This is a genomic window from Roseateles sp. P5_E1, from assembly GCF_054049335.1.
On record NZ_JBFUMN010000119.1, the window covers coordinates 1 to 2,220 of the forward strand.

Consider the following 2,220-nt stretch of genomic DNA (forward strand, 5'->3'; position numbering starts at 1 on the left):
CGCCTGCCCCTGCTTCGCCTTGCTCGCCGCCGCGGCGCGGTCTGGATCTCGCCAGAGCGCATCGACGTCGAGTTCCCGCCCACATCGCTGGACCTGCGCATCCGCCGCGCCGGCTTCGACATCAACCCCGGCTTCGTGCCTTGGCTGGGCCGCATCGTGCACTTTCATTACCCGTCATGAACCCCGCCGACCTGCCGCCCCAGTTGACGCCGACGATGCGCCCGCGCGACTTCGGCCTCGCAGCGCTGGGTGCCTTGCTGATTCATCCGAGCGAGCAGAACGCCGCACCCGAGGAGCGCTTTCTGCGCGAGGCCCTGGCTGCCGCTGGCGGGGACGAGTGGCGCACCCATGCACCGGCCAGCCTGGACAGGGATGCGCCCTTGGCTCGCGCTCGCGACGCCTTCGGCTTGAGCAGCATCGAGACCCTGGCGCTCGCCCTGGTCGCCGCGGTAGAAGACGACCCGCTCGCCTGCCGCGTGATCGCCTGGATGCAGGCGCCCCAGGCCAGCCCGCGGCCCGCGCTGGCCCTGCTCGCCCGCGCCTTCGCGCCGCTGCACGAAAGCTTTTCCGACACAGACCCGCAACGCAGTGAAGCCACGACCCTTCACGCCCTGGCCTATGGCCGCGCCATGCGCCATGGCCTGCTGCAGGCCGAGGAGCCGAATGCTGCCCATCCGCTGTGCGAGACCGCGCTGCGCGTGCCGGCGCCCATCGCCGCCGCGCTGGCGGGCGTGGCCTGCGACTGGCCTGGCGCGCCGACGCCGGCGGTGTGGCCCGTCACCCCAGTCCCCGCTCTCGACACAGCGCTGGCCGACTGGGCCCGAGACCTGGCCGCCATGCCGCGCTCCGGCCTGGTCATCCGCAGCGCCGCGCCGCATGAGGCGCGCGGCCTGGCCGCCGAGCTGGTGCGTCGTCTCGACGCCGAGCCGGCCTGGTTTGCCAACGCGGATGCCCTGCCGCCTGGCGCCGAAGCCTGGCTGGTGCTGACCGGCCGGGTTCCCATCTTCGAGATCGACGGCGCGCCGGGCACCGTGACCACGCTGCCAGCCCTGGCCGTGTACGACGGCCCGGCCCTGGTCGTCACCGGCCTGGACGGCGGCGTGCGTCGCGATGGCCCCATGGCCGATTGGCGCGTGCCGCTGCCCGATGCGGCGACCCGCACCGCGCTCTGGCGGGACGCGCTGGCCGATGAGACCCTGGCCACGCAAGCCGCTGGCCGCTACCGCGCCGGCTACGCCCAGATCAGCGACCACGCCCGCCTGGCTCGCCTGCTCGGTGCCGGCCAGGCCACGACGGAGAGCCTGCACCGCGCCGCCCTGATGACACCCTCGGGCCGCGCCCTCGACGCGCTGGCCCAACCGCTGAGCGAATCCGTGCCCGACGCCGCCCTCGTCGCCAGCCCGCAATTGCGCTCCGAGTTGGAGCGCATCGTGCAGCGCTGCATGCAACGCGAGACCCTGCACGTCGGCCTGGGCGCGGCGACACGCACGCGCGCCTGCGATGGCGTGCGCATGCTGTTCACCGGCGGCTCCGGCACCGGCAAGTCGCTTGCCGGCCAGTGGCTGGCCCACCGTCTGGGCCTGCCGGTCTACCGCGTGGACCTGGCGGCCATGCTGAGCAAATGGATAGGCGATACCGAGAAGAACCTGGCCGAGTTGCTGGCCCGCGCCGAGCATGCCGACGCGGTGCTGCTCTTCGACGAGGCCGACACCCTGTTCGGCAAGCGCACCGAGGTGGCCAGCGCCAACGACCGCTTCGCCAATGCGCAGACCAACTACCTGCTGCAGCGCATCGAGACCCACAGCGGCATCGTCGTGCTGACGAGCAACAGCCGCGCCCGCTTCGACCCGGCCTTCGCGCGCCGGCTGGACTTCATCATCGATTTCGTCGCGCCCGACGCTACCGCGCGGCGCAGCCTCTGGCAGGCCCATCTCGGCGAGGCCAGCGACTGCAGCGCCGCCGACCTGAACCGCCTGGCGGCCCTGGGCGACTTCGCCGGTGGCCATGTGCGCAATGCCGTGCTCGCTGCCGCCGCCCAGGCCCGCGCCCGCGGTGAGCGCATCGCCTATGCGGACATTGCTGACGGCCTGCGCGCCGAGTACCGCAAGCTGGGGCGCAGCGCGCCGTCCGAGCTGTAGGGCCTGCTAACACTACGGGGATCGGATGCGTTGCCACTCAAAAGCCCGCGAGCAAGGCGCGAAGTCGAAGCTGGGGTCGACC

At 72.7% G+C, this 2,220-nt stretch carries 2 protein-coding genes; both read left to right on the forward strand.

Features of this window, described 5'->3' with window-relative positions:
* Nucleotides 1–180 (forward strand): hypothetical protein (locus ACXJKJ_RS30010; RefSeq protein WP_457394970.1); only part of this gene is annotated, 180 nt, incomplete at its 5' end.
* Complete coding sequence (locus ACXJKJ_RS30015; RefSeq protein ID WP_457394973.1) at nucleotides 177–2,138, forward strand: ATP-binding protein; 1,962 nt, start codon at nucleotides 177–179, stop codon at nucleotides 2,136–2,138. The genes ACXJKJ_RS30010 and ACXJKJ_RS30015, both read left to right, overlap by 4 nt.
* Nucleotides 2,139–2,220 lie beyond the last annotated feature (82 nt).